The organism is Caballeronia sp. S22, from assembly GCF_964261745.1.
Lineage (GTDB): Bacteria > Pseudomonadota > Gammaproteobacteria > Burkholderiales > Burkholderiaceae > Caballeronia > Caballeronia jiangsuensis.
In genome coordinates, this window is sequence record NZ_OZ180039.1 from 54,083 (window position 1) to 79,130 (window position 25,048).

Sequence of the window (25,048 nt, forward strand, 5' to 3'; positions counted from 1 at the left end):
GCACGACGCTCCGTGGCGTCGTACCGTGCGTTTCTGTCGCCGGGTTGTGGGAAGTTCGGGCTGCTTATCGACTGCTGATCGCGCTCAGGTTTTCGCCGGTGTAGTAGCTGCTGGTGAATCGCGGATCTGTCGCGCCGGGAGAGTAGAACTTGAGGTCCTTGCCGGTGCCGATGACGGTCATATCGAAGATATAGCGGCCGCTGATCAGGTCGGTGTAGCTGGCGCCGGCAAGCGAGCAGGCGCCGATTTCCCATTCGGGAGCGATGTAGTTTTCCTTGACCTTCCAGATCTTCCCTTGGGCGTCGAAATCGTCGCCGATGGCGACGAGCCAGCTATCTTCGTCGACATAGAGTGTCTTGGTCGGCGTCGTATGGCGGAAGCCGGCCTTGACGGTGCCCTGGATTTCCCAGACTCGATGCAATTCATAGCGTCTCAACGCGGGATTCACGAGATCCGGTTGTGTCGCATCGCTCAGCTTGCTGTTGAATCGTTGCATCGCAAGCTCGTTGTACGGGATGTAGATTTCCTTCTTGCCGACGAGCTTCCAGTCGAAACGATCCGGATTGCCCGTAAAGACGTAATTCATATCATAGGGGTACTGATTGTCATACCCGATGGCAGGCGCGTCGTAGGCGTAGGCGGGCAGACGGCGGACGCGCCGCTGGCCGGTGAAATAGTAGAAGGAGTCGGTGTCTTTCTTGTAGTAGTAGCGCTGCACGATGCCTTGTCCTGCAAGCGCCGCCGGTTCCGAATAGCCGTAGAAAATGCCCGTGTGCAGGCCTTGCTCGTCCTCCGGCGTGTGCTGCCCCTTCTTCGCCCACGGGTAGTACGTCTGCTGGTTCCAGCGGACGATAATGGGCGCCGCGCCAGGGCGTGGCGACACATAGGTGTACCCGTCCGGCCACTCCACGCCGACGCCCTGATACCGCATCATCCAGTTCCACATCACTTGTATGCCGGTTGTCGGGACCGGAAACGGCACGCCCGGCAGGGTGGCGTTCTCGAGCGACCATCCGTCTTTCGCAATGGAGGACTTCAGTATTCCGTCTTTCGTGTTCTGCGCGACGAAATCGGGCACGCTGCATTCACGATGAGTCGGATACACCGGCATCGTGTAGCCCTTGACTTGCTTGATCAGGGCGATCTGCCCCGCCGAGAGGTTGTTCGCGTACTTGTCGACATTCGAGGCGTCGATGATGAACGTGGCCTTCTCATCCTTGTACTTCCAGAAGTCTTCGCGGACCTTGCCGTATGACCAGTCTCCCGTCGGCTTGCTCGGACCGGTGAAGGCAGGAATGGCGTTGTCCTTGCTGGCGCTCTTTTCCGCGCCGACCGGAGTCAGGTCATTGCCTAGCCGGTCAGCATCGGCCTGCGTCGCCGGGTACGACGCATTGGAGAGCGTGCCCAGGACTGCGAGGGCGATGACAGCTTGACTGAAATTCACGGTGTTGACTCCTCGTGTAACAGGACTTGGAATTGCGTCTGACCAAAGCAAAATCCGACACGATCGATGCGGGCGATCGTAGGGCGTGGTTTCGTCGAGAACGAGTTACCGGGCAATGCGGACTTTTCCAGTTGTCGAATCGAGCATTAAATAAAAATTCGGATAACGAAATATATCTGTCGAAATGAAACAGTCCATTACGGCTGCTTCGTCATGTATCAAGCCTCGAGACTGACGATTCTTCCGCGGGAAGCGATCATCCGATCCCGGACCGAGCGGCTGTCATGAATTTCTTTTCGAGTGGGCTGTCATGGAAAGCGACGGTAACCATGCATATTTCCGGCGTCAACAAATTTATAGGTCACCTTGAAGATATATTGTAGGTATCTCGGCCTATAAAGCAAGAAGTTCGGGTCGTAGGAGAGCTACAAAAAGCGTGGGACATACCCTTAGTAATAAGATGAATAGGTATGTATACCGATAAGAGAGCACGAGCTAGATACTTGGTTCGCTCGCCTCGGTCACCGTGGGCCGTGCTTATCCGCGATCAACGCCAAGCCTTTGGAGGGTCTGTGCGGGGCGAGTCATCGGCGCGCTGGCCACGCGTTCTCATGTAAGTCTTCAGCGGCTTCGGCGGGTCAGGCCACCGTCAACTGAAATCCAGGCTGGCGTTCTTTGTAAGGGATACTGTACCTCTCATACTTCGTCTCAACTAGCTAATTTATGGCGATATTGGAACTTGGTCCTGTCGCATAATCAAAAGCGAAGTATTCATATTGACGCTATGCACAGCGTTAATATCAAGTCGTTCGACATTAACCGCTTGCGGTCTTCATGACACGACGAGACGCGAAGCGTGTTTCCGTTGAGGGATCTTGATGCCGACTGTCGCTGCGCTCGGGAGCGTCCGCGCGACTATGACCATCACTCGGGCCGAGCGTGAAGTGTGCCACTCGTCTTTCACGCGCTCTTCTTCCCGATCGCCGCCAGTTGGCGCAGACGCCGCGTCAACGCTTTCGATGCAACCGGCTGTCCGCCGGCATGACCCGTGCGGCTCGCCATTTCGCTATCGCGCAGAAAGAGCGCGGTTTCACGCGCGACGATCTCGCGCTCGTTGTCGGATGTGATCATGTGGTACGAGTCGTCGAGCCAGATTGTGCGCAAGACGGCCGAGCCGATCGAGCCTGCGACGATGCGTGCGTTGTGCGGACTCGACGTCTCGTCGTCGATTGCGTGGACGATCAGGCAGTCGTTGCGGATCGACCGCGTGCGCGCGCGCACGTGCGCTGCGAGCCGGTTCGCCTGATGAAGCGCCGGCAACGAGATCGTGGACGGACCGACTTCGCTGAGATCGTCCCGTTGCATCGCGCGGGCGATCTTGTCGCGCAACGCTTCGTTGCGCAGGCCATATGGCGTCGATTCGCGATAGCGGTAGCGAAAGCGCATCGGCGAGTAATAGGCCAGGTTCAGCAGGAAGCGATACCAGGGGATCGCCCAGCCGTCATAGGCGAGTGTGAGGGACAGCAGTGCGACGGCCTGTGCTTGCGGCCGCCGATGCACGAGCGCAAGGGCAAGTGCCGCGCCGATCGACAGTCCGCAGATCGACACGCGTTCGTAGCGTGCGGCGAGGGCGTCGTATTCGCGCGTCGCGGCGTCGAGCCAATGTTCCATCGCCTGTTCGCTCGTGCCCGCGCTGTAACCGTCGAGCACGGGCGCGCACGTCGTGAAGCCTTCTTTGTTAAGGAAGCGGGCGAGGTAGCGCATTTCGAGCGGCGAGCTTGAAAGCCCGTGCAGCATCAGCACGGCATGACCGTCGCCCTCGTTGAAAATGGTGCGCTCGACGTTGTTGTTCACGGCATGCCCTCCGTCAGTCGCCGATGCGTAGCACGAGGAAATCGCCCGCGTGCGTGATGAATCGTTCGCAGATGCAGTCGACGAGCTGCGCCGCAACGGACGCATTCGCCGAGCGCAGGCGCACGCGATGGCTTCCCGGCACGAGCGCATTCGAGAAACGGCGGATGTCGTCCGGATCGACATCGTCGAAGCGGGGGCCAGGTGCGATCCCGATGGGCTGACGCGGCGCCACGCCAGCGCCTGCGGACGTGCGCTCGATCGCCTGTATCAGCACGAACCGCTCGTGATGTTGCGACAGATGGCGCAGCAGCCGATGCGTCTCGTCGACGGCGCGGCGCGCGAGCGCGCGCTCGTTGTCATGGCGCAGCAGCATCTCGTAGCGCGACTGCGCGACGGACGCAATTAGCTCGGCTCGAAACTGCGCGCGCCGCAACCGTTCAAGCAGCGTGATGACGACGAGCGCCACCAGCGGATAGGAAACCGCGAACATCACATCCGACCGATCGATGATTCCCAGCGCCTCGTAGGGTGGCACGAACAGAAAATCGGCGATGCACAGTCCCGCCAGCAGCACCGTCAGCGCGGGCGCGAGGCCAAAGTAATACTCGATGAGAACGGCTGCGATGCTGAAGGCCGTGCCCGGCATCACCGGACCGAGCAGCGGATGCAATAGCAGCCGCACTGCGCTTGCGATACCTAGTGCGACGAGCGCGATAATCCATCTCCGTGCCCCGCGAGGCGCCCAGCGACGGGCATTTTGGACTTGCATGTGTCTGACTGTGGGCCGTCGTTCCGAGGAGCTTTGCCGAGCAGCCAACTGGGGGGACAGATGCGCAGCAAAAGGCGCGAATCGTATCAGCCGTGTTCTTCGTCAAACATCGTCTTTTGCTGAATTTGAATGCTGCTCGTCCGCGCTTACGGTCGCCATTCGACGGCTCGCGCAGCCACCGTCGAATGGCGAGCGGGAGCGCCTGGGATCTTCAGCTCTGAGACATAGCGCCAGTCTCTCCAGCCCCGGCCTCGCCCGGAGCCTTGGGATGCGCGTAGGGGTGCTGGTACCGCACACCCGCGAACGGCAGCTCCGCAGCCCGCGCGTTCATCTCGTTGAGCATCGCGATGAACGTGTCCTCTGCCGCGTAGTCGAAGGGGTCCCCGATCTGCTGTTCGGCCGAGGTTTCGAGCGGATGCTCGAGGTAGTGCTCGACGGTGCGCTCGATGCCTTCCTCGAAGCTCACGAGGTCGGTGTAGCCGAGCTCGCGGCGGATCTTGCCGCTGTCGATCAGCAGATGGTGGGTCGTGGGCGGGAGGCCGGTCCTGGTGAAGTTGAGATCCCGGTTCGCGCCCCAGAAGTAGGCCGGTCGGCCCATCTCGGGCGTGAAGTTCGCGAGTTCGACTTCCACGCCCATCACCTTCGCGATGGTGCGCACCAGGGTCGCGTCGGATGGCGTGTAGGCGTCGGCAACGTTATAGATCTGTCCCGACGATGCTTCCGGTTGATCGACGCAGAGCAGGATCGCGTTCGCAGCGTTCTCGACGTACGCCTTGGTCTCCAGGGTCAGGCCGCCATTGATGACGGGGACGTGGGTGCGCCCATCGCGAAGGCGTCGGATGATGCTCCACTCGCGGGGTGCGAGCTGGCGGGGGCCGAACAGGCAGGGATAGCGAAGGTGAGTGATGTTGTACCGTCCGGCCGCGTGTGCGTCCATGAGGATCTGCTCGGTCTGCACGATCTTCTCGCTGAGCTTGTGCCCCGTCTTGCGGGGGCCGTCCTCGGCCGAGGGGCGCGCCAGGTTGTCGCCGTAGGCCGCGCCGCCGATGGTGATCAGCCGTTCGCTCACACCCGCGAGCGCGTCGACGAAGAGGCGCAGGCGCCCGTAGGTCGCCACGACGAGGTCGTAGCGACGGCCCTTGAGCGCCCCGGTCAGGCCTTCGAGAAAGTTCGGATCGGTGTGGATGTGCGGCACGTCGGCGGGCAGGTCGATCTCGTGCCGCCCCGTGTGCAGGATGGTGGTCTCGTAGCCGCGCTGCCGCAGCCCCTCGACGATGAACGGACCGGTGGGGCCGGTGCCCCCGATGACGAGTGCCTTCATGATGCTGTCTCCGTGTGATTCTGCTGCTTTGTCGATGCTTCTCGCGCGATGCCGGCGCGCGTTAGCGATGCAATCTCCGTGTCGTCGAACCCGGCTTCGCGCAAGATCTCGGCGGTGTGTTCACCGAGCGCGGGCGCGTAGCCGCGAGGGCCGGTGGGAGCGTCCGCGAAACGGATCGGGTTGTTGGGGACGCGGTATTCGCCGTGGATCGGATGATTGAGCGTAGTGAGGGATTCGTTGGCGATGGCTTGTGGATCTTCGATCGCGTCTTCGAGCGCGTGGATCGGGCCGCAGGGCACGCCGGCGGCTTCGAGCTCCGCGAGCCAGTAATCGGCGGGCTGTGTCGCGAAGATCGCTTCGAGTCGACTGCACAGTTCCGAGCGATGGGTGACGCGGCCGGTGTTCGTGGCGAAGCGCGGATCATGGAAGTCGCCGTAGCGATCGAGCAGCGGCAGCATCTTCTGCCAGAACTTGTCGTTCATGCAGGCGAGGATGAAGTGCCGCTGGTCGGAGCCGAGGAACGGCTGATAGGGCACGAGCTGCGGGTGCCCGCCGCCCTGACGGCGGAACGGCACGCGAGTCTTGTCGTACACCGTCAGGTAGTTCGCGAAGCTGGCGATCAGGCCGTCGAGCAGGTTGACAGTGACCTTGTCGCCATGACCGGTCTGCTCGCGCAGGCGCAGCGCGGCGCAGACGCCGAAGCCGAGCAGGTAGGAGGCGACGAAGTCGGCGATCGGCACGCCGACCTTCACAGGCCCTCCACCGATCTCGCCGGTGACGCCCATGATTCCGCTCATCGCTTGCGCGAGGATGTCCATGCCGGGCAGGTGCGCACGCGGTCCGGTCTCACCGAATGCGGTGATGGAGCAGTAGATGAGGCGGTCGTTGATCCTGCGCAGGGACTCGTAGTCGATGCCCATGCGCTGCACGGCGTCGGGCCTGAATGCGACGGCGAACACGTCGGCTTCTTTGACGAGCCGCGTGAGCACCTCGAAGCCGCGTTCGCTCTTGAGGTTCAGCGCGATGGAGCGCTTGCTTCGGTTCACGCCGTAGAAGTAGGCGCTTTCGCCCTCGCCGAATGCGTCGTCGACATAGCGGAAACTGTCTCCTTCGAGCGGCTCGACCTTGACGACATCGGCGCCGAGATCGCCCAGCAGCGAGGTGCAGTAGGGGCCGGCGCCCACCTGGGTGAGATCGACTACGCGAACGCCGCTCAGCGGCAGTGCGCCGCGTTCGGCGCCTCCGATGGTGAAGGGAATGTTGGGCATATCGGGCTCCTCGTCGTGTGTGATCGGTGCGCTTGGTGTGCGCTGGTGCGCAGTCGGGGTCAGAATCGACGCGCCTCGCGCAGCGCGTCGCGGTGCTCAGGGGCGGCAATCCCGATCAGGCGCTCCGCACGTTCCGCGGCGGTGGTGCCCTGCAGATCGGCGACACCGTATTCGGTGATCACCATGTCGATGTCGCTTTGCAACGAGGTGACGGGTCCGCTGAGCGCGGAGACGATCTGGGTGGCGCCTTTGGGGCTGCGAGCCGGCATTGCAACGATCGCGAGGCCTGATGGCGCGATGCGGGTCGCGCGGAAGGTGTCGACCTGGCTGCCGAGCGCACCGATGTATTGCCCGCCGACGACTTCGGCGTTCACCTGCCCGAGCAGGTCGACTTCGAGGGCGGAGTTCACCGCGATGTAGGGATCGCAGGATGCGAGGGCCTCGGATGCGGTCAGATCGGTGATGGGCATGAAACGGATCCGGTCGTGCCGCGCGACGAAGTCGTAGAGTTCAGGACTGCCAAGTGCCATGCCCGCGACGCAGACGTCCTCACCGCTTGCCAGTGCCCCCGAAGCATCGAGGTCGAGCAGCCAGTCTCCGACGAGGCCGGATCGTACGCGCAGATCGCGATGCTCGCCGAGTGCGCGCCCGATCGCTGTCGCAAGTGCGCCGATGCCGAGCTGTATCGAGGCGCCGTCGGGCACGACGGATGCGACGTTGCGCGCGATCGCGTGGTCGGTGTCCGAGAGTGCGCGGGCGGGGGTGCCCTCCAGCGGTCGATCTGTCGTGAACGAAGCGGTGATCTGTGAGTGGTGCAGTCGCCACTTCGTGCGCGTAGAGGGCATGTTCTCGTTGATCTCGGCGATGACGATGGGACCGAGACGGTCCGCGGATCCTGCCGGAGCGGCTGCCGGAACCGCTTGCGCGGCCTTCGCGACGTAATCGACCGAGGTGCCGAAGCTGTGGTACCCGTCCGGGTCGGCCGGGGGCAGCTGTAGCAGGATCACGTCGGGCTGAAACGCGCCGGTGGTGACGAGACGCTCGAAGTGACTGTAGTGGTTGGGAAGGATGTCGATCTCGCCCGAACGCGCCAGGCCACGCAGCGGGCCGTGCGCGGAGTAGGTGGCCACTCGCGGCTTGCCGCGCGTCACGCGCTTCCAGTCGTCCGAGAGCGCGTACCCGCATACCACGGTGAGATTCGCGATCTGCTCCGATGCGTCGATGAGCTGCGCGACGAGTTCGTGCGGCTCGGCAGCGGCCTGACCTACCAGCACGGTGTCATACGGTTGCAGGTAATCGGCCAGTGAGAATTCGGAAGAGGCGTGCGTCGGGGCGGTCATGGATGCGTCCGTCGGAGCGATGATGGATGCATGTTACCCATGCGTGTCGCCGCGCGCGCCGGGAGAAATACCTGAATCGCTCCCCGGTGCTCATTCGGGTATTCGCTGCCGCTTGACGACCCACGAGGCCACACTTGCGCGGGATCGGAAGCCGAGCTTGGCGAGGATCCGCTCCACATGCCCCTCGGCGGTACGCTGCGCGATCACGAGCCGCTCCGCGATCTGCCGGTTGCTGAGCCCCTCGGCGATGAGGGCTGCGACTTCGGCCTCGCGTCGGGTGAGTCCCTCGGCAACGAGTGCTTTGGCGGCGTCGCCCGGCCGGCGCGCGGGCGCTTCGGTCGGGGTGAGGGCGGGTGCGTCGCCGACGGCATAGCGAGCCGCCTCGGCCACCGAGAACGCGGCGCCGTGGTTGAATGCGGCGACGTAGCGAGCCTCGCCGAGTGCCTGTCGGATCTGCTCGTCGACGATGTCGGTGCCGAGACTGCGCACGACGGCCTGCGGAAACGGAGCCGCGGCTCTGCGCCACGCGGCGTGGGCGGCTCCCTTCAGGGTCGCCGCGTGGTCGGCCTGTCCGAGTGCGGCGGCGGTCAGCGCCAGTCCTTCGCAGCACATCGCGATGCCCTCTATGAAGCCTCGGGCTTCGTAGAGCGGCAGCGCTTCCCGCAGGCGAGCCGAGGCGAACTGATGATCGCCGGCGCGCCAGAGGCAGAAGCCGTCGATCCACAGCCCGCTCGCGATGCGATAGGGGGATCCGTGCTCTTGCGCGAGGGCAAGAGACGCTCGGGCGAACTCGGCGGCTCGGTCGTCGTGCATCCCGAGTGCGGTGACCGCTGCGCGATAAAGCGCGTCGCAAGCGCCCGCGAGATTGCCCGAGGCGGTGCAGAGGGCGACCGCTGCTTCAGAGAGGCGCAGCGTACGCGCGCGATCTCCGCCGTGGAAGCTAGCGCGCGCGATGCCGCACGCGGCGTCCGCCGCAACACCGGGCAGATTCAGGGCGTCGGCGAGGTCGGCGGCCTCACGCGCGCGCTGCTCGGCTTCGTCGCCGTTGCCCATGAGCGACGCCGCATAGCTGCACGCTACCAGCGCGCGTGCGCGGGTCTCGCTCGGGGTGCGGTCGTGCTCGAGCGCAGAGGCGAGCCAGCGATATTCTTCGACGACGTAGCTGGCGCCGACCCGGTACAACTGGAGGGGCGCGACGATCGCCATCACCGAGGCGTGATCGTGTAATTCGGCGCAGTACTCGGCGGCCGCTCGCAGGTTCGCGTGCTCGTCTCGTACGCGACGCGCCCACTCCATCTCGCGGGGGCTGAAGTACGCTGTCTGGCCGTGTCCGGCCAGCGCGCAGAAGTAGTCGAGGTGATGCCGCCTGAACTGCGCCTCCTCGCCCGCTTTGCGCAGCCGCTCGATTCCGAATTCGCGAAGCAGGCCGAGCATCTTCAGCCGTGACGGTCCGCCGCCCGAGCCTCCCTCACGGGTCAGGATGGACTTGTCGACCAGCCCGGTAAGCAGGTCGAAGATCTGCTCGCGCAGGATCGGCCCGCCGCTGCAGACGTCTTCGACCGCATCGACGGTGAAGCCATCGGCGAACACAGAGAGACGAGCCCACAGCACCTGCTCGGGCGCGGAGCACAGCTCATAGCTCCAGGCCACCGTCGACTCGAGGGTGCGGTGACGCTCGGGCGTCGTTCGCAGCGTGCTTGCGAGCGCCCGGAGGGAGCCGTCGAGTCGCTCGAGGATCATGTCGAGCGAGAAGGCACGCAGCCGCGCTGCCGCGAGCTCGATCGCGAGGGGAATCCCCTCCAGGCGGTGGCAGATCCGGTACAGCAGATCCCGGTTGGAGTGGTCGACGACGAACCCGGGCAGCGCCGCCGCCGCGCGGTCCGCGAACAGCGAGACCGCGTCGGGGATCGCCGGGGATGCTGCTCCCGCGAGAGCAGCGCCGGCGCGGTTCGCGGCCGCTTCGTCGGCCGGCGGTGCTGCGAGCGGGGGTATCGGAAGCACGCGTTCCCCGGTCACGCCCAGCACCTGCCGACTCGTCGCGAGCACGCGAAGTTCGGGGGCAGCCGCAAGCAGATCGTGGAGCAGTCCGGCGACCGGCTCGATCAGATGCTCGCAGTTGTCGACGACGAGCAGCAGGTGCTGTCCGCGCAGGTGCCCGGCGAGATCGCCGGCGGTCTCGGTCGGAGTGTGAAAGAGGCCGAGCCTCGCACCGATCACCGATGGGAGCAGGTCGCCGTCGTTGATATCCGTGAGGTCGACGAACCATACGCCGTCGCGAAACGCCTTCCGGTGCTCGGCGGCGATCTGTTTGGCAAGGCGAGTCTTGCCGACCCCGCCAGAGCCGATCAGGGTCAGCAGGCGAGTCGAGACCAGCAGGGCGCGCGCCTCCTCAAGCTCGGCTGTGCGACCGATGAAGCTCGAGACCTCGGCCGGCAGATTGCCCTGGTCAGGCGAAGGCATGCTCGCTCCGGCGCCGGTGGCGCTGCAGGTGTCGGTGCGGATGCCGCATCTGCTGTTTCCTCCGGCCATTGGGCAAACTGCGAGTCGTCATTTATCCAGCACCATAAAATACTTTATATTACGAGACGCTCGTAGCCGAGATCCAGCCACGCACGGTTTTCTCCCATGGGGAGTGACGAAAGGAGTATCGAATGACAGCACCCGCGCTCGAAGCGTGGCAGCCGGAGTTGCGCGAGGTGATCGCGACCACACGATCGTTCACCCTGCGCTCGGAGATCGTCGGCGGCGCCTTTGCGGTCTGGGTGACGGTACCGCCGGGATACGGCGCGGGCGATGCGGCACTGCCCGTCCTCTACGTCGCGGACGGCAACACGCAACTTGCGATCACCGCCCCCACTGGCTCGCTGATGATGATGCACGAGACCAGCCCGATCCGGCCGTTCATTCAGGTGACAATCGGATACCTGGGCGATGACGCGCGAAATTTCCTGAAGGTGCGCAATCGTGACCTCGTGCCGCCGGGCGAGCCGTTCCCTCATCAGATGGCGGCTCATCTGCGCCCGCGCGTCGAACGGGGAACACTCAGCGAGGAGCAGTACGCCGCGATCCTCGCTGATCTCAGCCACTCCGCCGGCGATCGGTTCCTCGCCTTCATCGAGCGCGAACTGCACCCCCGGATCGCCGAGCGCTGGCGGGTGGATGCCGATGACGTTGGCCTGTTCGGCTACTCTTACGGCGGCCTCTTCGCCATGTACGTGTTCGCAACGGCCAGCCCGCTATTCACCGTGATCGGAGCGAGCAGCCCCGGCATACTGTCGGCGCAGAGTGAAGTGTTCCGGCGCTACGATCGCCGCATCGCCGAGGGCGACAGCACCTTGCCGCCCCGGCTGCACCTGACGATCAACGACAGCGAGACGAGCAGCGAGTTCGCCCTCTACCGAGACCTTTCGCACAACTACCTGGCGCTCGTCGACCGTATTCGCCGCACCCCGCTGCCGGGGCTGCGCGCGACGGCCGAGGTGATCCGGGGCGAGACGCACGGCACCGGCATCGTCGACGCGTACCGCAGTTTCGTGCGTTCCTGCTACACGGTGCGGGGGCATGATCCGCGCACCGAGCTTGCCTGGCCTGCGGAACCTCATCCGAACTGAGCGATGTTGAACGAGGAATCGTTGTCGAGAGGCGGGTTCGGTCTGTTCTCTCGCGGGTTGGGGCGGGGTTAGCCGAGAGGAATACTTCGCCGTCTGATCTGCTCCCACCGCTCTCGGCGTCAGAAGCACAACTTTTGCGTCGTACAGTTCGCGTTGCACCTGTACGATCCCGGCAATTGATTGTGTTCCGTTTGAACCGATGCATGTGGCACGTTCGGTCGCGGATCGTCCAACGATGCCCGCATCATTTCACCAAAACACTTTTTATAGGCGACCTCAGTTGAGTACGTCCGAGTCATTGCGTCCGCGCGATCGGCTCGTCTCGTGTTCGGCCTTCGTGCTGGACTGACGGTTCACCTCTAGTGCCTTGAATTGAACAAAGAACGGCTCGCGATACCTGTAGTTCCATCCTACTAATAAATTTCTAATTCACCGCGAGCACTATCCAGAATAAGCGCAATTGATTGGTGTTTTTCAAATGCGCATTGGGTGCATCGGCCTGATGCGACGTATAGCAGCATGGCGTCTGCTGATTGACTCAAGTCTGATCAGATCCACGTAGGGCTTCGCGGCCAAGACGCTTGAGAATGCGGATCAACTCATTCCGACAGCCTGTATCAAGCTAGAAAACCGCCGCCGACAATATTTTGACGACATTTAAAGATTAATCCCACTGGGCGAGACTCAATTTCGTAAGGGTCACTTGCCAGTGCCGACTTCCGGTTATTCGAAGCCTCCAGAAATCAAAGTTTTTTCGATCGATCTGGATCGCTAGCAAAACCAGTCTCTGCGCGACTCGCAGACAAATTCGATGTCTTTTTTAAAAAGACTGCAACCAGTTTGGGGAAGATCGTGTACATATTCAAGCATTCATCGAATTGTGAGTCTGCGCGGGCAGTGACGTCGGCGCTTTGTGTAGAGGATGGCTGCGGAGCCAGGCGTCGGACGGTGGTTGCGTTGGCCGTGGCGTCGCTTGCCACGCTGCTGGTTCCGGTCGCGGCGCGCGCCCAGTGCAACAGCAGCGCCAATCCCGCGCTGCCTTCGGCGCCTGCACAGACCAACTTTTCCAATCAGTCGTTTGGCGCAGCGCCGCTTCCCCAGTATTACCTGAACGCCTCGGGGCAGATGGGATGCAAAGGCGCTGACGACGGCTCCTGGAACGGAAGGGGCCAGGATGGCTTCGCTGGTCAGTCGGGTGGTTCCTTTAACAGCGTCAATAGCGGAATTACGGTGAAGGGGGGCTTCGCGCCGACCTTCATCAGCCCCACGATAGGAGCGGGATGGTCCGTCAACGGTGGTGCCGGCGGTGCCGGCGGACAAGGCGGTTTTGACGCCAATGGCTCGGCCCACACTGGAGACGGCGGAGCGGCTGGCAATGGCGGCGCGGTCTCCGTGAAGTTCAGCGGCACGGTTGGTCCCGACTCGAAAGGTGTCCTTCCGGAAGTTGCGCTCGACGTGGAAGCCAATGGCGGTACCGGCGGAGCGGGTGCCGAGTCCAATACCCAAGGCGGACAGCCGCTCTATGGCGGCAACGGGGGACAAGGGGGGCGGGGTGGTCAGGCGACGCTTACCGCCTCCGGCAATATCCAGTTCTATGGCGTCGGCCTGCGAGCGTCCGCCGTGGGCGGGGCCGGCGGGGAAGGTGGTAACTCGCCCACTCCGGCTGATCTTGTCGTGGAAGGCCATGGAGGCAAGGGCGGCAATGGCGGCGCCGGCGGTACCGCGACACTTGCGTATCAGAACGGCAGTCTGACCGCCAGCACCCCTACAGGCCAGATCTTTCCGATGCAGGCTGATGCCGATGGCGGTAAGGGCGGCTACGCTGGCGGCGCGTTCGGTGGAAGTGGCAGTTTTGGCGGGACCGGCGGCGACGGAGGTAACGGCGGCACAGCCAGCGCGGAACTCGGCAGCGGTGGCCAGATCGCTTTCTCCGATCAGATGCAACCGGTTAGCAGTCAGAATCAGCCGGGCAGCGGCGTAACCGCCAAGGCCAATGGCGGAGCGGGCGGGGAAGGTGGCACCGCCATCGACGGCAACGTCCGCAATGAGGGTGGTGCGGGCGGCAACGGCGGGAATGGGGGCAGCGCGAGCGCCACCGTCCTTGGTTCCATCGATTACACCGCGAGTGTTCCGGCAGGGCAGTCTGCTGGCGGGCTGATCGGGGGCGAGGGGGTGCTGGTACAGGCCAATGGAGGCGCCGGCGGTGTCGGTGATGGCGCCCAGCACACTACCGTGGGTGAAGGCGGCAATGGTGGTAAGGCAGGCGCCGGCGGGAGCGCTTCGCTGGCCCTCGGAGACGCGGCGAACACGGCGACAATCAAAACGAACGGCCCCTACACGCATGGCGCCCTGGTGCAGAGTATCGGCGGCGGCGGGGGCAATGGCGGTAGTGTCAGCTTCGTGCTGAACGGCTCGGGCGGTGGAGGTGCCGCGGGCGGCGATGGCGGTGCGGTCACGGTGAACTCGGACCACGCCTTTGTCACGGCCGGCAGCACATCGGGCGAAGGCAGCATTCCGCTGATCGCCCAGAGCATCGGCGGTGGCGGCGGAAGCGGCGGCGACGCCAGCGGCGTCACCGTTGGTGCGGCTTTCCAGATCGGCGGCAACGGCGGCCAGGGCGGCAACGGCGGCGCGGTGAAACTCACGCTGGGCCAGAACAGCGTATTTGGCAGCCTCGACCAGAGCGGTGGCGCGGGGATACTCGCGCAAAGCATCGGCGGTTCGGGCGGCAACGCCGGCAGCGCGACGTCGGCCGGCGGAGGGCTCATCACCATGGTGATCGGCGGGGATGCCCACGGTGGCGGCTCGGGCGGCCAGGTCACTGTCGATAACGGCGCGCTCGTCACGACCCACGGCGATCACGCCGCCGGCATCAAGGCCCAGTCGATCGGCGGCGGTGGCGGCAATGGCGGCAACGCTACAGCGTTCACGGTCGGCGGCCCCCTGTCGAGCTCGGTTGCCATTGGCGGACAAGGCGGCGGAGGCGGCGCGGCTGGCGCGGTTTCGCTGACTAACACCGGGCAGGTTGCCACGTATGGTTCGGATGCCGAAGGAGTCGTGCTGCAAAGCATCGGCGGCGGCGGCGGCTCCGGCGGCAGCGCCACGGCGCGTGCCGTCGCCGCATCGGGCAGCCCGAACATTCCTGCAATCAGTGTCAGCGTCGCCATCGGCGGCGCCGGCGGGACCGGTAACACCGGCGGCAATGTCACGCTCGATAATTCCGGTCTGATCACCACGGCGGGCGACAGCGCGACCGGCGTTTTCGCGCAATCCGTCGGTGGCGGCGGTGGTACGGGCGGCGACGCAACCGCCGCGTCCTACTCCGCGTCGCCTGCCAAGGGTGCGGCCCTGTCGGTCTCCGTGGCTCTCGGCGGCAGCGGCGGCAGCGGCGGCACGGGCGGCGCCGTCAAGCTGGAAAACTCCGGGCTGATCGCCACCCTGGGCCAGGACGCCCACGGCGTGTTCGCACAGTCGATTGGCGGTGGCGGCGGCAATGGCGGCACGGGCGATGCCTCGGCAACGGCGGCTAACGCCAAAGCCAGCTTCAGCGCGTCGATCGCGGTGGGCGGAACGGGTGGAACGGGGGGGACGGGCGGCACGGTCGGCCTGACCAACGACGGTTCGATCGCGACGCGCGGCGACGGCTCGGACGCCGTGTTCGCCCAGAGCGTGGGCGGCGGCGGCGGCGCAGGCGGCGGCGGTACCGCAGCGGCCAGCGGCGGCAAGGATGCTATCGCCGTGGGTGTTGGCGGCAAGGGTGGCGTCGGCGGCGACGGCAACACGGTGACGACGACCAACAACGGCAACATCGTCACCCGCGGCGCGGCCTCGACCGGCATCTTCGCGCAAAGCGTCGGCGGCGGCGGGGGCAAAGGCGGCAAGGGCGCGGCGGCCGCGGGCGGCAGCGGCGGCCTCGACACGATCTCCAATGCCCAGACCCTGTTCGGCATTCTGGGTCAGGGCCTCGGCCTCAACCAGGATGTGCAGAACCTGGGCAACAACATCCTGCAGGTCGGCGTGGTCGGCGAAAAAATCAAGGCGACTTATGGCGATCTGGAAAAGCTCCTCACGCAGCCGGACGGGGTATCGAAAGTTCTGGGCACCGTGTCACAGATCAGCGTTGGCGTGTCGGTCGGCGGCAGCGGCGGCGCGGGTGGCCAGGGCGGCGCGGTGAACACCAGCAACACCGGCGCGATCGGCACCTATGGCGCGCAATCCCACGGCATCTTCGCGCAGAGCGTCGGCGGCGGCGGCGGCAGCGGCGGCGCGGCGAGTTCGGTCGGCAAGTCGAACAATGATTCGAAAGTGCAGGCCGCGGTCGCCGTGGGCGGCAGCGGCGGCGCGGCCGGCTCTGGCGGTGCGGTGAGCGTCGTGCAGAATGCGAGTGGCAAAGTCGAGACGCAGGGGGTGGAAGCGTTCGGCGTGTACGCGCAGAGCGTAGGCGGCGGTGGCGGCAACGGCGCGATGTCGGGGGCGATCAGCGGTTCGCTGAAAAGCCTGTCGGTCGCCGTGGGCGGCAATGGCGGAGGCGCCGGGAATGGCGGCACCGTGAGCGTCGACAACAACGGCACGGTCACGACACTTGGCAAGCACAGCGTCGGCATCTTCGCGCAAAGCATCGGCGGCGGCGGCGGTGTCGTGACGACCGCGAGCAGCGATGAAACGTTCGATCCCTCCAAAATCATCGTGAATCCTCAGGGACGGCTCGCCGACGTCTACGGCGTGACATTGAGCTTCGGCGGTCAGAACGGCAGTTCGGGAAAGGGCGGCGACGTCACTGTCAACACGGAAGGCAACGTGACGACGAGCGGACTCGACGCGCACGGTATCCTCGCGCAGTCGATCGGCGGCGGGGGCGGGTTCGTGGTGGGCGGACAGATCGCGAACGCGACCTCCGGCGCCGGTAGCGCGAAGGGCGATGGCGGCAACGTTCTTGTCGTGGACACCAATAACACGGTCGCCACCAGCGGCGACGGCGCGTATGGGATCGTCGCTCAATCGGTCGGCGGTGGCGGGGGCTTTGCCGGAGACCCGTCCGCCCCACAGGGCTACGGTGGCGCTACGAACAACGCGGTATTTGCCAACAGCGGCAATGGCGGCACCGTCAACGTCATCGTGGCAAACGGCGGGAAGGTCGTGACGACCGGCCGGTACGCGCCGGCGATCTTCGCGCAATCGATCGGCGGCGGCGGTGGTCTGGTGGTCTCTAACTTCAACGCAATCAACTTGCCGAATGTGATGGGAGAGGGCAGCGCGGGTGGCGCGGGCGGGGGCGGCCCGGTCTTCGTCAACGTCAGGAATAACGACACGGTCATGGCGACAGGCGTCGGGTCCGCCGGCATCCTGGCGCAGAGCGACGGCCAGACAGGCGGGCGCATCTCGATCAACCTGGCGCCCGGCTCGAAAGTCGTAGGCGGCACGACCGATCCCAATTTCCCGACGGGCAAGATGGTGGGGCAGGACCCGGAGTATCGCGATGCTGCCGCAATCCGCCTGCTTGGGGGCAATAACAACGTCGTCACCAACCAGGGCACCATACAGACGTTAGGCCAATACGCGATCCTGGCGTACCCCACGGTGTACGGGGGCGGGCCTGCCAGCACCACGGTCAACAACTCTGGCACGATCACCGGCGACATCGACATTGGTAGCGGCGGTGTCGTCAACAATCTGGCCGGAGGCGTGATCGACACACCTACCAAGCTGGCCGTCGGAGGCGGCACGGTGAACAACGCCGGCACGCTCAAAGTCGGCGGCGCCAACTCGGTCGGCAAGACGGTGCTCACCGGCAATCTCGTGCAGAGTTCGACTGGCGCGCTGAACGTCCAGATCGATCCGGCCAACAAGCGATCCGATGTGCTCGATGTTACCGGTACCGCCGCGCTTGCCGGCAAGGTGCAGGTCGACCCGGTGAGCTATCTGAAGAGTACGAGCACCGTGCTGACGGCGGCCGGCGGTATCCAGCCCGATGCGACGCTCGCGGGTACTTCGACGCCCGTCTATCGCTTCACGCCAGTGATGCAGGGCAACACCGTCGCGATCAAGACCGATGCGGATTTCGTGGGTGCGAGCAAGGGTACTTCGGCCACACAGCAGAGCGTCGCAGCCAACCTGGACCGGCTGTGGAACAGTGCCGATCCCGCCTTCGCACCCATCTTCGGCGCCTTCGGCAACGTCGGTAGCGCGTCGGGCTATGCGCAGACGCTGACAGCCGTCTCGGGCCAGGAACTGCTCGGCATCGCTGCGGCGCGCTACCAGGCGAGCCAGGCGTTCGCGCGCTCCGTCTTCAGTTGCCCGGTGTTCGCCGATGACGACACCGCAGTGAGAAAGCAGGGCTCCTGCGTGTGGTTCCGCGCCTCGGGCATGTGGGAAAACCGCAGCGCCGACGCTTCGTTCCCGGGCTACGGCTGGCAAGGTTCGACGATGAAGGTCGGCGGTCAGGTCGAACTGCAGCCCGGCTGGTTCCTCGGCGGCGCCATCGGCTACGAGACCGACCGCTTCACCGGCAACGACAACCTGACGAGCGCCAACGGCAATGCACTTCTGGGCGTCGTCGCGCTGAAGCACGAGGTTGGGCCGTGGACTTTCACCGGTGCGGCGGACGCCAGCTACGGCTGGATGAACAGCTCGCGCGTCATCCCGGGCGCCAACGCGGTGGCGACCGCCTCGCCCGACTCGTACACGCTCGGACTGCACTTGCGCGCGGCCTACCAGATCCCGTTCGACCGCTTCTACCTCGAGCCGGCACTCGACGCCGATCTGAACGACGTCAATCTCCCTGGCTACACGGAGAGCGGCGCGGGCGCGCTGAACCTGAAGGTGAAGAGCGCGAACAGCGTCATTGCGAGCGGCACACCGAATCTGCGGATCGGGACGCGTGCGCAGATCGGGTCAGCGACAGTCGACGCCTATGTCGGCGCCGGGGTCAGCTTCATTGCAGGCAATAGCTACACGACCGACGCGTCCTTTGCCGCTGCCCCGGGTTACGGCAGCTTCACCAATACGCTCACCAATGCGCACGTCGCAGGCAAGTTCTCCGCCGGGGTGGAGGTGTATACGACCAAGCGCCTCGATGTGCGTCTGGAGTACGACGGAGTCGTTGCCGCGCACGAGGTTGAGAACGGCGGACAGGTCCGGCTCAAGTACAGGTTCTGACGACATTGTCGGGAGCCGCGAAAGGCATCAAGTCATCGGCAGCCCGCTCGCTGGTCGCGGCACTGAAATACACCGCTTCCAGCTCGGGCGGCTGCGTGACTTCGCTCTCGCGGATGAGATCATAGACATATGCGCCGGGCACCGTCTCGGTCCTGGTCAGCGCAAGCGTGACATCGCGCAGGATCGATTCGTTTCGCGCGAGCAGGTCGAAGCAGCGCTCGTTCATCTCGTTCAATAGCGCATTGGCCTGTTCGATTGCACCGTCGAGTTGCCGTCCGGCGCTCTCGCGTGGTAGCGCGGCGAGACTGAACAGATTACCTTCGCGGCCGAAGCCGAGCCGCGACACCATCTCCAGACTGATGCGCGATGCTTCCTGCAAGTCCTGCGCCGCGCCGCTCGATGCCTCGCCGAACACCTGCAACTCCGCATTGCGTCCGCCGAGCAACACCATCAGTTCCTTCTCCAGCTCGCTGCGGCGATACAGGTGCTTGTCCTGCGGCTTCGTGATGAGCGCCATGCCCAGTGCACCGCCGCGCGGCAGGACCGTCAGTTCCTCCAGCACGCCGGCGCCCAGCAGCGCAGCGACGATGCCATGCCCCGCTTCATGTACGCCGACGCGACGCACTTCGTCCGCATCGAGCGCCTTCTCCGCACGACTCACGTCGCCGATGCGCGCGACTTTGACCGCTTCGCGCAGATGCTCGGCGCACACCATGCCCGCGCCTTGCCTGCGCGCGATCAACCCGGCCTGGTTGACGATCATCGACAGCGACGCGGGCGACAAACCGACCGTCAGCCGCGCCAGTTGATTGCAGTCGATATCGGTCGAACACGACGGCAGCTTGCCCAGGTAATACTCGAAAATCTTCACGCGATCCGATACGTCCGGCAGACGCACCGGCACGATGCGATCGAAGCGGCCCGGACGGCGGAGCGCTTCATCGAGATTCTCGGGGAAGTTGGTCGCGGCGACGAGAATAACGCCTTCGTTCTTCTCGAAGCCGTCCATCTCCGCGAGCAGTTGATTGATGATGCGGTTGCTTTCGGCGTCGGCGGAACCGGACGCGCCGCTGGTGCGTGCGGCGAGCCCGTCGGCTTCATCGATGAAGATCACCACCGGGCCATGCTTGCGCGCCGTCTTGAACAGATGCTTGACCTTCTGAATGCCGACGCCGTAGTACTTCGCGCTGAAAAAGCTCCCCGTGATCGCGATGAAGCGCGCGCCGCACTCACCCGCCAGCGCCTGCGCAAGCCGCGTTTTGCCGACCCCCGGACCGCCCGTCATCAGCACGCCGCATGGCGGACGGATGCCCAGTTTCGTGAACGACTTCGGATCGCGCAGATAGGCCTTGATGTCCTCGAGCGCGGCCTTTGCCTCGACTGCGCCGATCACGTCGTCGAAACTCGTGTCGGGTGGCGCGGTGATCAGCGTGGCGTCACCCTTCATTTCGCGGCGCACGTACCAGAGCATAAGGCCCAGCATCAGTACGTACACCAGCATGACGACCGAATCACGCAAGACGGCGAGCAACGGACCTATGCCCGCCTGTGCGCCGATGGACACGTTCGGAAGCCACGCGATCTGGTAGTCCGGCGCGCTTTCGCCCTTGATCGCATTGAGCAGCAACGACTGCGAGAACACCGCGAACCGGTCGCTGACGAAGTACTGCAGGCCGCTTTTTGTCGACACGAGGATGGCGTCGAGCGTCACGCCGATCGCGGCCACGCGCTTCTCGCGGATATCCGTGAGCATGCGCGAGGCGTCATTCTCGGTGCGTGCCCACGGCGACGGATCCTGCCGCATCTGATAGACGATGCTCGTCGTCTGAAGCGGATCGTGATGCTGGTCCGCCATGCGGTGCCGCACTACGGCCGAGCCGATCGCGATCAGTACGGCGACGAACGCAACGACGGAGATCAGCAGTCGCCGTCGGCCACGCAGCCGAGTCCACGGTCCATTCTTTCCCGGTTTCATGGGGGTTCTTCCTCGTATCGCGTACGTGTGCGTCTCTCTCATGCGGAGACTTGCCTCTCATGCTCCGGCCCTTGCGCGTGTCATGTTTGCGCGCATTTTTCTTAAGGCGGCAACGCGGGAGCGCAGGCTACGAATGTTGCACGCGCTGAAGATTCGCGTCCGTGCGTATGACCGCTTTGGGACGGCGCGGTGCGTGATCCGGGGGGGTTCGTGGCTTATCATGCGTCGCAGTGCAGCGTGAATCGCGCATTGGCAGCTTCTATGATTTCGAGGGGCAGAGCGTCGACGTCAAGTCCGGGTTGCCTCACTTCAAACATGAGACAGCCACTCGGAGGTTGACATGCCCAATGCGATAGACGTGGTCAAGAAAGCGTATTCCGCCTTTGCCTGTGGCGATGTGGCTGGCGTGTTGGCTTTGATTCCGGACGTCGTTGACTGGCGAGTCGTCGGACCGTCGAGCCTGCCTTACGCGACCTGCTGTCGAACGCGCGAGGAGGTTCAACGCTTTTTCGAGGACCTGCTCGATGCGGAAGAGATCACCCGATTCGAGCCCCGCGAATTCATTGATGCTGGCAACCGTATCGTCGTCATCGGCTTCGTCGCCGCTGTCGTCAAGGCGACGGGCAGACCGTTCGAGACGGAATGGGTGCACATCTTCACAGTCGAGGACGGTCGGGTGAGCCGATGGCTCGAATTTTTCGATACGGCTGCGCACGGCTGAATCAGATGACGACGCGAATTCTGCAGTCGATTGGATTCGGAGCGACGCCTTAAGGGCGGACGCACAAAGAAACTGATGGAATCGCGCAAGGCGCAAGCATCGAGATATGGATAACAGGACGCCCAGGCTCTACGTGTTTTCCGGCGCGGGATTGTCCGCTGAAAGTGGTCTATCGACGTTCCGTACAGGCGACGGTATCTGGACTCGCAACAGCGTCGACGAGGTCTGCAATATCCACACATGGCGCAAGAACCGTCAGGCCGTCTTCCGGTTCTACAACGACCGCATTCGCGAGAAGCATGGTGCCGAGCCGAATGCCGCGCACAAGCTGCTCGCCAAGTGGCAGAACCAGTGGGGAGCCGAGCGCGTACAGTTGCTGACTCAGAACGTCGATGACCTGCTCGAGAAAGCCGGCGCCACCTCCGTCATCCACCTCCACGGCGATTTGAACTCGTTGTTGTGCACCGCGTGCGATCTCGCGTTTCCGAAAGAAGGGCTGTATTTCGACCCTGCGGCTGCCTGCCCGATTTGCGGAAACCACGAAGGCGTCAAACCGGGAGTCGTATTCTTCGGCGAGGCGGCCCCTGCCTATCTCAATCTCCATCGGCTCCGGGCAGAGATGTGCGCGCGCGATCTGTTTCTCGCCATCGGGAGCGCTTTCGAGGTCGTTCCGCCCGAGGCAATGCTTCCTCGGGACCGACAAAACGAGCATCCGAGAAACTTCCTCGTAGACCCGTCGCCGAACCGAAGCGACATGTTCGGCGTTGTAGAGGCGCAGCCTGCGACAACCGGGCTACAGCATCTCGAGGAACAAATTGCGGGTCTCATGGGATAGCCTGCCGACTCTCTCTGCACTCGCAAGGCAAACGGGTTGCCACCGGAGCCTGTCGCCTGCCGCGTCTCGATGCGAAACGGGGTCACATAAGCCATTGATTTTTATGACAGAATACGAGACGAGTGGAGCGGGGCGTGAAGTAAATATTGCGCATTCCGCTCGAATTTAAGCGTTTCTCTTTATGGATGGGTGATATGGGAAGTCTCAGCATCGGGCATTGGCTTATCGTTTTGGCGATCGTTGCGCTTGTTTTCGGCACGAAGAAGTTGCGTAGTGTCGGTTCCGACCTGGGCGGTGCCGTCAAGTCTTTCAAGGACGGCGTGGGCGATGCCTCAACGTCGGCCTCCACGGCGAACTCGATTCCGGCGACCGTTGATGTTCAAGCCAGGGATGTCACTGCACGGTAACGACGCAAGGCGGCCGCACTACCGGTGAGACGATTTCACGCCGGAACGCGATGGATCCCGGCTTGTCAGTGCACGAACCTCAGTTGATTGGTCTGGTTCCCGAGATGCGCCTCGCCACGTATTCCGAGCGCGCCCGCGCTTTGTTCATCGATTCGATCTGGTGGACGGTTATCCTTCTGTTTATCCCGTTAGGACCGTCCTCCGAAGAAATCCTGCTGTCGCCTGATGCGCTCGCGGCGAGTTTCATCCTGTGGCTGATCGTGGCCCAATGCATCCCACTACTCATAACCGGTGTTTTATGGGTCGTGTGGGGGACGTCACCGGGAAAGCGCGTGGTGCGATTGCGGATTGTGGACGCCGATAGTCACGAGCCGATGACCCGCAGGCAAGCAGTCTTGCGCACGGTGGGCTACATCCTCACGTTCACGATGTGTGGAGCGGGCTTTCTCTGGGTATTATTCAATCCGCGCAAGCAAGCCCTCCATGACCGAATCGCAAACACTGTCGTCGTCGGTGGACTGCAGAAATCGTCCTGATGTACGTCACACTTCGCTGCGCTTCAGGAGGTAGTCGAGACCGCCTACCCGGAACCATCGATAGCCGTAAGGCTCGAGCACGACCGTGTGCTGCCCCTTCGCGTTGCCCTGGCTGTGGTCGTCGGAGAGCAGGTTCACGAGTACGTCGTTTTCGCCGGCTTTTGAGCCGACGCGGAACTTCACCGTGCACGCAGCGGCACTGAAGTTATGCACGCAGACCACCGAGTTGTTGCGCCAGTGGTAAAGCATTGCGAGCACGTCATCGCGCGATGCCTTCAGAATCGCGAAATCGCCCCAGCTTATCTCAGGCACCTCCTTGCGCATGCGGATCATTCGCTCGATCCAGTTCAACAGCGAGTTCGGGTCGCGGCGCTGGTTCGCGACATTCACGCGTTCGAAGCCGTACGGTCCGCCAGAGATCACCGGACAGACGGGGCGATCATGCTTCGTGAAGCCGGCATGCGGCTCGGTGGACCATTGCATCGGCGTGCGCACGCTTTCGCGCTCGGGCAGGCGCAGGTCGTCGCCCATGCCGATTTCATCGCCGTAACGCACGACGGGCGTTCCCGGCAGCGTCAGCATCAGGCTGTACGCAAGTTCCAGCCGACGACGATCGCCATCGAGCATCGGCGCAAGGCGGCGGCGGATGCCGCGATCGTAGAGCTGCATGGCGGGATCGGAGCCGAACGCCGCGAACACGGTTTCACGCTGCCTGGGCGAGAGCCGGCCGAGGTCGAGTTCGTCGTGATTTCTCAGGAATACGCCCCATTGAGCCGTTGCGGCGCGTGACTTCGTCGCCTCCAGCGCGTTCTTCAGAGGCGCGACGTCCGCGCTCGCGAGCGCATAGAACGTGTTCTGATTGACCTGGAAGTTGAACATCATCTGCAATCGTTCGCCGGCGTCGCCGAAGTACTTCATGTCGGTGTCGGGCAGTACGTTCGCCTCCGCGAGAATGATCGCGTCGCCCTTGCGCCATTGCAGGAACTCGCGAAACGTGCGCAGCATGTCGTATTGTTCGACCGGTCTTTTCACCTGCGCGCCCTTGGTGGCGATGACGAACGGCACGGCGTCCATGCGAAAGCCCGAGACGCCGAGCTGGATCCAGAAGCCCATGATCTTGAGCAACTCGGCCTGCACGAGAGGGCTGGCCGTGTTCAGGTCGGGCTGGAACTCGTAGAAGCGATGGAAGTACCACATGGCCGCTTCCTTGTCGTAGGTCCATGTCGATTTTTGCACGCCGGGGAAGACCACCCCATCCTCCGCGTTGGCCGGGCGCTTCTTCGACCAGACATACCAGTCACGATATTTCGATTCGGGATCGCGCCGCGCTTCCCGGAACCACGGATGCTGATCCGACGTGTGATTCACTACGAGATCGATCATCACGCGCAGGCCGCGCTGATGACACGCGTGCGTGAACTCCGTGAAGTCGCCGAGCGAGCCGTAGCGCGGATCGACGTTGTAGTAGTCGGTGATGTCGTAGCCATTGTCGCGGCCGGGCGACGGCTGGAAGGGCATCAGCCAGATGGTGGTGATGCCGAGCCCCTGAAGATAGTCGAGCCGACGCAGCAGGCCTCGGAAGTCACCGACGCCATCGCCGTTCGCGTCCATGAACGTGCCAACGGACAGGCAGTAGATGATCGCGTTTTTGTACCAGAGATCGTTGACCATAGGCCTTGAATGAAGTCCGGCTTACGGAGGCTTCCGTGGATTGGACGGGGGAATCGAACGGGTTGTTGCCCGTGTATTGAGCAAGAAGTGTTCCGGCAGGGTTCGCAGATTTGTGTCTTTGCCGCTTTTGTAGAAGCGCTT

At 63.9% G+C, this 25,048-nt stretch carries 15 protein-coding genes; 6 read left to right on the top strand and 9 right to left on the bottom strand.

The genetic code is table 11. The features are described from left to right. Positions 1–64: 64 nt before the first annotated feature. The 7 genes from ACEN42_RS32165 to ACEN42_RS32195 all read right to left on the bottom strand — a co-directional run bounded on the left by ACEN42_RS32165 (position 65) and on the right by ACEN42_RS32195 (position 10,456). On the bottom strand, positions 65–1,444 hold the full coding sequence (locus ACEN42_RS32165; RefSeq protein ID WP_238211883.1) for a DUF1329 domain-containing protein: 1,380 nt from the start codon (positions 1,442–1,444) through the stop codon (positions 65–67). 960 nt (positions 1,445–2,404) lie between these two features. Next, positions 2,405–3,241: an alpha/beta hydrolase gene (locus tag ACEN42_RS32170; RefSeq protein WP_371883208.1), complete on the bottom strand. Its 837-nt coding sequence runs from the start codon at positions 3,239–3,241 to the stop codon at positions 2,405–2,407. Positions 3,242–3,311: 70 nt separating this feature from the next. After that, positions 3,312–4,067, bottom strand: coding sequence for a DUF4118 domain-containing protein (locus ACEN42_RS32175; RefSeq protein WP_371882741.1), 756 nt, complete (start codon positions 4,065–4,067; stop codon positions 3,312–3,314). 211 nt (positions 4,068–4,278) lie between these two features. Next, the gene (locus ACEN42_RS32180) at positions 4,279–5,388 is read right to left on the bottom strand and encodes an NAD-dependent epimerase/dehydratase family protein (protein ID WP_371882742.1); all 1,110 of its coding nucleotides are present in this window, start codon (positions 5,386–5,388) and stop codon (positions 4,279–4,281) included. After that, positions 5,385–6,656, bottom strand: coding sequence for a CaiB/BaiF CoA transferase family protein (locus tag ACEN42_RS32185; RefSeq protein WP_371882743.1), 1,272 nt, complete (start codon positions 6,654–6,656; stop codon positions 5,385–5,387). The genes ACEN42_RS32180 and ACEN42_RS32185 overlap by 4 nt, the downstream gene beginning before the upstream one ends. 59 nt (positions 6,657–6,715) lie before the next feature. Continuing rightward, positions 6,716–7,996, bottom strand: a complete 1,281-nt coding sequence (locus tag ACEN42_RS32190; RefSeq protein ID WP_371882744.1) for an acetyl-CoA hydrolase/transferase family protein — start codon at positions 7,994–7,996, stop codon at positions 6,716–6,718. Positions 7,997–8,086: 90 nt separating this feature from the next. Beyond that, complete coding sequence (locus ACEN42_RS32195) at positions 8,087–10,456, bottom strand: LuxR C-terminal-related transcriptional regulator (protein ID WP_371882745.1); 2,370 nt, start codon at positions 10,454–10,456, stop codon at positions 8,087–8,089. Between the two features lie 191 nt (positions 10,457–10,647). Between ACEN42_RS32195 and ACEN42_RS32200 the strand changes: the two genes are divergently transcribed. Both ACEN42_RS32200 and ACEN42_RS32205 read left to right on the top strand, forming a co-directional pair. After that, positions 10,648–11,607 (top strand): alpha/beta hydrolase, encoded by a 960-nt coding sequence (locus ACEN42_RS32200; RefSeq protein WP_371882746.1) that lies wholly within the window; start codon positions 10,648–10,650, stop codon positions 11,605–11,607. Between the two features lie 948 nt (positions 11,608–12,555). Next, positions 12,556–18,762: an autotransporter outer membrane beta-barrel domain-containing protein gene (locus ACEN42_RS32205; RefSeq protein WP_371882747.1), complete on the top strand. Its 6,207-nt coding sequence runs from the start codon at positions 12,556–12,558 to the stop codon at positions 18,760–18,762. On the opposite strand, the gene ACEN42_RS32210 is transcribed toward ACEN42_RS32205, so the two are convergent. Further along, positions 18,746–20,737, bottom strand: a complete 1,992-nt coding sequence (locus ACEN42_RS32210; protein ID WP_371882748.1) for an AAA family ATPase — start codon at positions 20,735–20,737, stop codon at positions 18,746–18,748. The genes ACEN42_RS32205 and ACEN42_RS32210 overlap by 17 nt on opposite strands. A 358-nt stretch (positions 20,738–21,095) precedes the next feature. Here ACEN42_RS32210 and ACEN42_RS32215 point away from each other — a divergent pair, with 358 nt between their 5' ends. The 4 genes from ACEN42_RS32215 (at position 21,096) to ACEN42_RS32230 (ending at position 23,236) form a co-directional block, all read left to right on the top strand. Beyond that, a complete protein-coding gene (locus ACEN42_RS32215; protein ID WP_371882749.1) occupies positions 21,096–21,458 on the top strand; it encodes a nuclear transport factor 2 family protein in 363 nt (120 codons plus the stop codon). 106 nt (positions 21,459–21,564) lie between these two features. Beyond that, positions 21,565–22,293 carry an NAD-dependent deacetylase gene (locus ACEN42_RS32220; protein ID WP_371882750.1) on the top strand — a complete coding sequence of 243 codons (729 nt, stop codon included), beginning with the start codon at positions 21,565–21,567 and terminating at the stop codon, positions 22,291–22,293. A 194-nt stretch (positions 22,294–22,487) separates the two neighbouring features. Beyond that, entirely contained in the window at positions 22,488–22,700 is a 213-nt protein-coding gene (gene tatA / locus ACEN42_RS32225) for a Sec-independent protein translocase subunit TatA (protein WP_187603725.1), read from the top strand. A 68-nt stretch (positions 22,701–22,768) separates the two neighbouring features. Then, positions 22,769–23,236 (top strand): RDD family protein, encoded by a 468-nt coding sequence (locus ACEN42_RS32230; protein WP_371883209.1) that lies wholly within the window; start codon positions 22,769–22,771, stop codon positions 23,234–23,236. Positions 23,237–23,242: 6 nt separating this feature from the next. Here ACEN42_RS32230 and ACEN42_RS32235 read toward each other — a convergent pair whose 3' ends face one another. Then, the gene (locus tag ACEN42_RS32235) at positions 23,243–24,907 is read right to left on the bottom strand and encodes an alpha-amylase family protein (protein WP_371882751.1); all 1,665 of its coding nucleotides are present in this window, start codon (positions 24,905–24,907) and stop codon (positions 23,243–23,245) included. Positions 24,908–25,048: the final 141 nt, after the last annotated feature.

What these genes read in the sequence shown, in the direction of transcription:
- ACEN42_RS32220 (WP_371882750.1), top strand. Translation starts at nt 21,565, where the DNA reads ATGGATAACAGGACGCCCAGGCTCTACGTGTTTTCCGGCGCGGGATTG.
- ACEN42_RS32170 (WP_371883208.1), bottom strand. Translation starts at nt 3,241, where the DNA reads ATGCTGCACGGGCTTTCAAGCTCGCCGCTCGAAATGCGCTACCTCGCC.
- ACEN42_RS32190 (WP_371882744.1), bottom strand. Translation starts at nt 7,996, where the DNA reads ATGACCGCCCCGACGCACGCCTCTTCCGAATTCTCACTGGCCGATTAC.
- ACEN42_RS32195 (WP_371882745.1), bottom strand. Translation starts at nt 10,456, where the DNA reads ATGCCTTCGCCTGACCAGGGCAATCTGCCGGCCGAGGTCTCGAGCTTC.
- ACEN42_RS32235 (WP_371882751.1), bottom strand. Translation starts at nt 24,907, where the DNA reads ATGGTCAACGATCTCTGGTACAAAAACGCGATCATCTACTGCCTGTCC.
- ACEN42_RS32200 (WP_371882746.1), top strand. Translation starts at nt 10,648, where the DNA reads ATGACAGCACCCGCGCTCGAAGCGTGGCAGCCGGAGTTGCGCGAGGTG.
- ACEN42_RS32210 (WP_371882748.1), bottom strand. Translation starts at nt 20,737, where the DNA reads ATGAAACCGGGAAAGAATGGACCGTGGACTCGGCTGCGTGGCCGACGG.
- tatA (WP_187603725.1), top strand. Translation starts at nt 22,488, where the DNA reads ATGGGAAGTCTCAGCATCGGGCATTGGCTTATCGTTTTGGCGATCGTT.
- ACEN42_RS32185 (WP_371882743.1), bottom strand. Translation starts at nt 6,656, where the DNA reads ATGCCCAACATTCCCTTCACCATCGGAGGCGCCGAACGCGGCGCACTG.
- ACEN42_RS32175 (WP_371882741.1), bottom strand. Translation starts at nt 4,067, where the DNA reads ATGCAAGTCCAAAATGCCCGTCGCTGGGCGCCTCGCGGGGCACGGAGA.
- ACEN42_RS32180 (WP_371882742.1), bottom strand. Translation starts at nt 5,388, where the DNA reads ATGAAGGCACTCGTCATCGGGGGCACCGGCCCCACCGGTCCGTTCATC.